Origin of the sequence: Pseudomonas sp. MF6755 (assembly GCF_016405635.1) — a bacterium.
Taxonomy (GTDB): domain Bacteria; phylum Pseudomonadota; class Gammaproteobacteria; order Pseudomonadales; family Pseudomonadaceae; genus Aquipseudomonas; species Aquipseudomonas haemolytica.
This window is the reverse complement of the sequence record NZ_JAEKDA010000034.1, coordinates 23,392-29,815: the sequence shown is the minus strand read 5'-3', so window position 1 is coordinate 29,815 and position 6,424 is coordinate 23,392. Positions and strand designations below refer to the sequence as shown.

Annotated in this window: 6 protein-coding genes and 2 pseudogenes; 6 read left to right on the top strand and 2 right to left on the bottom strand. The window is 52.2% G+C overall.

From position 1 onward, the window contains the following. Positions 1 to 682 (top strand): annotated as a pseudogene (locus JFT66_RS29135) (DUF932 domain-containing protein); the annotation flags it as partial. A 29-nt stretch (positions 683 to 711) separates the two neighbouring features. On the opposite strand, the gene JFT66_RS29130 reads toward JFT66_RS29135, so the two are convergent. After that, positions 712 to 978, bottom strand: a complete 267-nt coding sequence (locus JFT66_RS29130; protein ID WP_032902013.1) for a helix-turn-helix domain-containing protein — start codon at positions 976 to 978, stop codon at positions 712 to 714. A 303-nt stretch (positions 979 to 1,281) separates the two neighbouring features. Between JFT66_RS29130 and JFT66_RS29125 the strand changes: the two genes are divergently transcribed. Beyond that, entirely contained in the window at positions 1,282 to 1,941 is a 660-nt protein-coding gene (locus JFT66_RS29125; RefSeq protein ID WP_127882195.1) for a hypothetical protein, read from the top strand. 186 nt (positions 1,942 to 2,127) lie between these two features. Here JFT66_RS29125 and JFT66_RS29120 read toward each other — a convergent pair. Continuing rightward, positions 2,128 to 2,310: pseudogene (locus JFT66_RS29120) on the bottom strand (transposase); the annotation flags it as partial. 94 nt (positions 2,311 to 2,404) lie between these two features. Between JFT66_RS29120 and JFT66_RS29115 the strand changes: the two are divergent. The 4 genes from JFT66_RS29115 to JFT66_RS29100 all read left to right on the top strand — a co-directional run bounded on the left by JFT66_RS29115 (position 2,405) and on the right by JFT66_RS29100 (position 6,390). Next, positions 2,405 to 2,701 (top strand): ArsR/SmtB family transcription factor, encoded by a 297-nt coding sequence (locus JFT66_RS29115; protein WP_038443618.1) that lies wholly within the window; start codon positions 2,405 to 2,407, stop codon positions 2,699 to 2,701. Between the two features lie 55 nt (positions 2,702 to 2,756). Continuing rightward, a complete protein-coding gene (locus JFT66_RS29110) occupies positions 2,757 to 3,767 on the top strand; it encodes a zinc-dependent alcohol dehydrogenase family protein (RefSeq protein ID WP_032902015.1) in 1,011 nt (336 codons plus the stop codon). Positions 3,768 to 4,561: 794 nt separating this feature from the next. Then, a complete protein-coding gene (locus tag JFT66_RS29105) occupies positions 4,562 to 5,167 on the top strand; it encodes a TetR/AcrR family transcriptional regulator (protein WP_032902016.1) in 606 nt (201 codons plus the stop codon). A 65-nt stretch (positions 5,168 to 5,232) separates the two neighbouring features. Then, the gene (locus tag JFT66_RS29100) at positions 5,233 to 6,390 is read left to right on the top strand and encodes an iron-containing alcohol dehydrogenase (RefSeq protein WP_045061818.1); all 1,158 of its coding nucleotides are present in this window, start codon (positions 5,233 to 5,235) and stop codon (positions 6,388 to 6,390) included. The last annotated feature ends 34 nt before the right edge of the window (positions 6,391 to 6,424 follow it).

The window sequence follows — 6,424 nt, the reverse complement described above, 5'->3', positions numbered from 1 at the left end:
TCTACCGGGATCTGACTGAAGTCTCGGGCTACGAACTGGAAACCGCTGGAGTGCTCAAAGGCGGTCGCAAGTTCTGGGCGCTGGCCCGTACTGGGCAAGGCACGACGCTCCGTGGTAACGACCAGGTAAACGGCTACCTGCTGCTTGCCACCTCCTGTGACGGCACCCTGGCCACCACAGCGACCCCGACCATGGTACAGGTGGTCTGCAATAACATGCTGACCATCGCCCTGGACGGCACCACCCGCGCGATCAAGGTGCCCCACAACACCCGCTTCGATCCGCAAGCAGTGAAAAAGCAGTTGGGTATTGCTGTCTCTCAATGGGACGAGTTCATGTACCAAATGAAAAATTTATCCGAGCGAAAGGTTCAGTGGCGTGAAGCAATGGGCTTCTTCACGAACGTACTGCGTGACACCAGCACTGATAGTCCGCTACCGCCAGTCCTTCCCAATGAACGGGCGCTACGCAAGGTGCAGAGCCTACATGAAGGTCAGGACGAGGATCGACATTAGAATCAGCTCAAGGTACCGCCTGGGGATTACTCAATGCTGTAACCAAGTATACGGATCACGAGCGACGGTCCAAGAGCAGTGAGTACCGGGTCGACTCCGCTTGGTTCGGCCAAGGAGCAGCGCTCAAGCAGAAAGCCCTCAAATCCGCACTTCTATTGGTGGCATAAAGCGGCGGGCAACCGGCTGCACGCTTATCCTAACCTTCCAATTCCTGGGATATTTGTGACAGGAGCATTTCCTTGGACATTTCCGGATCCTGGAGCAACTGGCTTTTGATAAGCACAGTTGCGGGATGAACTCCAAGATGGGCAGAAAGCTCAATTAATTTTTCTACGGAAGGGCTTTTCAAGCCTCGTTCAACATCGCTGACGTAGCTCTGGCTCGGAGCAAGCTGCTCTTGGGCAATACCATGTCTGCTCCTCAGGATTTTCACTGCCATCCCGAAGGCTTGCTTTGAGTTCATTTCTGTTGCTCGCAAAAGCAACGATGAAGCCTTCGGAAGCGCAAAAGCACTATACTCGATTGAGCATATACAGCTAAAATTCGAAAAAACCCTTACACAATTTTTTGATTGGATCGAATGCAAGCAACTAACCACGTGATTGCCATCTCGCAGAGCTAGCTCGTCCCTCTCGTCACCAAGTGGCTCAACGAGTACACACCCTACGGATCGTCAACGGTGGTTACGGCTTTCCAGAAAAAGCAGGGATACATGCATCTTGCTTTTGTTTTTTCTATGCGCTTTTAAATCTGAAAAGGGAATCACATGAAAATCGTGTACAAAATATTTGCGCTTACTTTGATGACGTCCTCTGCATACGCTGTTGATCTATATAGCCAATATTCAACTCCCGACTCTATAAGTTGCACTGGCCCGAACAACAACGTATGCACCGACACTACCCGACCTGACGACATTGTCGTCCAATATAAAGATGCCTATGGCAAAGTCACCATGCAACAAGAGCCCTCTTTTGAAATCATTACTTGTATACGCATTTTAGACAAGTGCATTGATAACGATCGAAACTATCGAGGAAAATCGATAACGGGTCGCGATGTCAAATATGTGGCGTTCAAAGATTTTTATATTTATCCGGGCGGTGACGGCAAAGATTGGGCATACAAAAATGGTACGGGACCTCTATTCGGAGGCGCTCCAGCAGGCAACGTCGTAGGAGCACCTGCGACCTCCACAGTTAAAGCAACGGCTACAGCTACCGGCACCTATGACATATGGTGCGATCCGCAAGGCAATAGCTGCGATCTAACCATAGACGGTGGTAGTGACATGGTCAACCGTGATCGACTACCGGTTTACGTACCGATGGCTTCTGATACCAGTAACTGCTCCATGGAGTTTTGCTATAACTCAAAGCAGGACGTAATTGGTTTGAACCCAGGGTACGCACTCTGGAAAAAGTAACGCCTATTCCCGCTGGCTCGCCAAGAGCCTGAGTATCAAATGTACTCACTCTGGTTGGGCCATGGCGCTGTCATCAAACAACGCGCCCTGCAGCGCTGTGCTGGAACTCGCGGCCTAGCAACACTCATTTACTCAACTATTAAAGCGCCTGGCCAGCTTCTGTTGGCCGGGCTTTTTTTTGGTTCTTTACGGATTACCGGGAAAGACGCTCTTGATCTTCATGAAAAAGAACTCGCTGTACCGGTAGCCATACGCCATGCGCTTGATGACTTTAATTCGATTGTTTATCCCTTCCAGTTGCCCTGTATGCATCGGCCACCTAACTCGGCTCACAATCCTTCGCCAATAGCGTTTCAGTCGTTTTGCAAACTGAACTGGATGCGTTTTTTTTGACTTCAAACCCTTGCGCCGGGCAATAGATTACTTATTGAACATTTTGTAAAAATCCGTAACATTGCCCGCCATGATACTCGAACAGCTCAAAGCCCTGGGGAATGACACTCGCATGCAAATGATGGAGTGGCTCAAAGACCCACTCAGTAATTTCCCACCTCAGGATCATGGCGATCCTGCCATAGGGGTGTGCGTAACCCATTTGCAGCACAAGGCAGGGCTTTCACCTTCTACCGCGTCTGCACACTTAGCTATCTTGCAACGTGCAGGCTTCGTGCTAACCACCCGCATCGGAAAATGGACTTACTATCGACGCAACGAGGTGGCGATTGATGACTTTGCGGCTAGGCTGACCATCGATTTGTAATTTTTAACCTTTCATTTCGTTATTTCGCGTAATTAGAAAACACAAGGAAACCCCGATGAGCAACAAAACAATCTTCGTCCAACCCGGTGGCGGCTATGAAAAGGTTGTGGTTGGCAGCAGCGAAGCCCGAGCCGCAGCCCACGGCGAAATCACCGTGCGCCTGCACGCCAACTCGCTTAACTACCACGACTTCGCGGTGGTCAGCGGTATGTGGGGCCCTAGCGAAAAACGCATCCCCATGGCCGATGGTGCAGGTGAAGTCATTGCTGTCGGCCCAGATGTCACTGAATTCAAGGTGGGTGACTCGGTCGTCAGTACCTTCTTCCCGGAGTGGATCAGCGGCGCGCCACTAGTTGAAGGCTTTGTTAGCGTGCCAGGTGATGGAATTGACGGCTACGCTCGTGAGCAAGTGACTGCCCAAGCCACATCGTTCACCCTCGCGCCGACCGGATACAGCCACGCTGAAGCGTCGACGCTCACCACTGCCGGCCTTACTGCATGGCGCGCTCTGATGGCCGATGACTCACTCAAGCCGGGCGATACCGTGCTCGTTCAAGGCACTGGTGGCGTTTCAATTTTTGCCCTGCAGTTCGCTAAAATGGCCGGCGCTACCGTCATTGCTACCTCTTCAAGCGACGAAAAACTTGAACGTCTGAAAGCACTAGGCGCTGATCATGTGATCAATTATCGCAAAGATCTTAACTGGGGCGAAACTGCACGCGCTCTAACGGGGGGCCGCGGTGTTGATCACATCATAGAAGTCGGCGGCCCTGCGACGCTTGAGCAATCGATGATTGCAATTCGGGTTGCTGGTCACATCTCCGTCATCGGGATACTGAGTGGCGTAAGCGGTGCAATGAATTTTGTACCGGCATTGATCAAGCAAGTGCGCCTGCAGGGTGTGTTGGTAGGCAGCCGCAGCCAGCAGCAAGATATGGTCCGAGCCATCAACGTTAATGGTATGCGCCCGATTATTGATCGTCATTTCCCTATGAGCGAGATTGTCGAAGCGTTCAAGTATCAGGAAACCAACCAGCATTTCGGCAAAATTTGCCTGGATATCTAAGCGCGCATGAATGGCCATGATCCGTATGCCCACCTCAAAGTCGTGCCGAGGTGGCTGCCGACGCAGCGCGAGACGGATTTGCCCATTGCTGTCTGTCGCAACCGGCAGCAGTGGGTCGACTCACCCATGCTGTGCTCCGAGGCAATCAGCTAAGAAGCAGTCATTCTAAGTGCCATGAAACGATTCGATTTAGCCCCTCTAGTCAAAGCAGAATCATTAGGGCTACAACGATTTTGTCATGCAGTTATTGGGTTGAAGAATAGACAATCGTAGGCATTCTCACAGAGCCATGGTCGCTCTCTGCCGGTCATGGTCACGCAACGTGATGGTGAAATCCGATGCAAATGCTTGGTCAGGTCGAATGCAAATGGCTGGGCAAGCCCGTGCAATTACCCACCGTTCTAGCCCACAGATCCGGATAATCCGCCCAGCAGCCGTTCCGGCTCAAGCCATAGTACGGGCAGCGCGATGTTTTTCGTCAAATTTGACGCGTACAGCTCGTTGTCCAAAACTCTGGCGGGCCGCTTGGTTTACGATGGATGTCAAAACTCGTTCCCAGCCTAAGCAATGCTGTAGCAAAATCAGCTCGACTCGAGAAGAGCTGCAATTTGCTCCCCTCCGGCGAGTATCGTAGATCTTTCTTCCTAACGCGGCGGCGATCATCGGACCGACATAATGCTGCGCATCAAATGAAGTGATGGCTGGCTCACGAACTGCGATTATCAAGATTTCGTCGGAGGGCTTGCTCAAAACCCAAAGTAGACGACTGGTCTAATTGTTGGTATGGTGCGTCCATGAATACGATGACCACCACCGATGTACGGCAACACATCCTCGACACGGCTCAAAACATCATTGCCGGGCGAGGATTCACAGCTGTTGGTTTGAGCGAAATCCTTAAATCTGCGAATGTGCCAAAAGGTTCGTTCTATCATTACTTCAATTCCAAGGAAGCATTTGGCGAGGCGCTCTTGGAGAGCTATTTCAGTGACTACATGGTGCAATTGGAAACGCTATTGAACCGTCCAAGTGTATCAGCAGCACAACGCTTGCTGGCCTACTGGGCTACCTGGATTGAAACCCAATCAGCCTGTTATCCCGCCGAGGGGAAATGCTTGGCAGTGAAGCTTGCAGCGGAAGTCAGTGATCTATCGGAGCCAATGCGTATGGTGCTCCAGGATGGCATGGAAGGAGTAATTACTCGTCTCGCCAATGTGGTGAGTGACGCTGTAAACGATGGTTCTCTGCCGGGCGATACTGACACCCGCGGCTTGGCGACCATGCTGTACCAACTTTGGCTCGGAGCCAGTCTAAGGACCAAGGTCACGCGTGATCAGATGCCTTTGCAGGCGGCCTTCGAGACTACTTCTCTGTTACTCAGTCAGGTATCCGACCGATGAAATTTTCATTGTAAAAAATTTACTCAAAAAATATACGACTGGTCTATTTAATCGGAGTTAAAGCAATGTTTAATTTTGACTTCTACAACCCTACGCGAATCGTCTTCGGCAACGAAACCATCAGCCGCCTGGATGAACTGGTTCCGGCTGCGGCCCGCATCCTGCTGCTCTATGGTGGCCAGAGCGCTCGTGCAAACGGTACGCTCCGCGAAGTCCGTGACGCATTAGGCTCTCGGGAAGTGCAAGAATTCGGGGGTATAGAGCCAAACCCCAGCTATGAAACGCTAATCAAGGCTGTTGATCAGGTTCGCACCCATCGCTTGGATTTTCTCCTGGCTGTCGGTGGAGGTTCGGTCATCGATGGCACCAAGTTCGTTGCCGCTGCTGTTGGCTACGAGGGTGATGCTTGGGACATTCTGGAAACGCGGGGTGCAAGTATTCGACGAGCGCTGCCATTTGGCACCGTTCTGACCCTACCGGCAACTGGCTCGGAAATGAACAATGGAGGCGTGGTTACTCGCCGGGCGACACAAGACAAGCTGCCGTTTCGAAGCGCTTACATGTTTCCACAATTCTCGATTCTCGATCCCACCAAAACCCAAACCCTCCCCACCCGTCAACTCGCAAACGGCGTTGTCGATGCGTTCGTGCATGTCATTGAGCAGTACCTGACCTACCCAATCGATGCGCGCGTCCAAGATCGTTTTGCCGAAGGTCTTTTACAAACGCTGATCGAAATTGGCCCCCTTGTACTGAAAGAGTCCGCGGACTACAGCACGCGTGCCAACCTCATGTGGACGGCCACTTTGGCGCTCAATGGCCTGATCGGAGCGGGCGTACCACAGGACTGGTCCACCCACATGATCGGCCATGAGCTCACCGCGCTGTACGGCATCGATCACGCACGGACCCTGGCCATCGTACTTCCTGCGAACCTAGAGATTCGTCGTGAAGCCAAGCGCGCGAAGCTGCTGCAGTACGCCGAGCGGGTTTGGCAGATCAGCCAAGGGGACAAAGAACAACGGATTGACATGGCCATACAACAGACCCGGATGTTCTTCGAGAGCCTGGGCTTACCGACGCACTTATCCGCCTACAAGCTCGGCACTGACGCTATAGATGCGCTAATAAACCAGCTCGACACACACCACCTCACCGCACTCGGCGAACACAACAACGTCAGTTTAGACGTCAGCCGCCGTGTGCTTGAAGCGAGCCTATAAGCCAACCTCCAGCACTGCTTATCCACACAGGCAG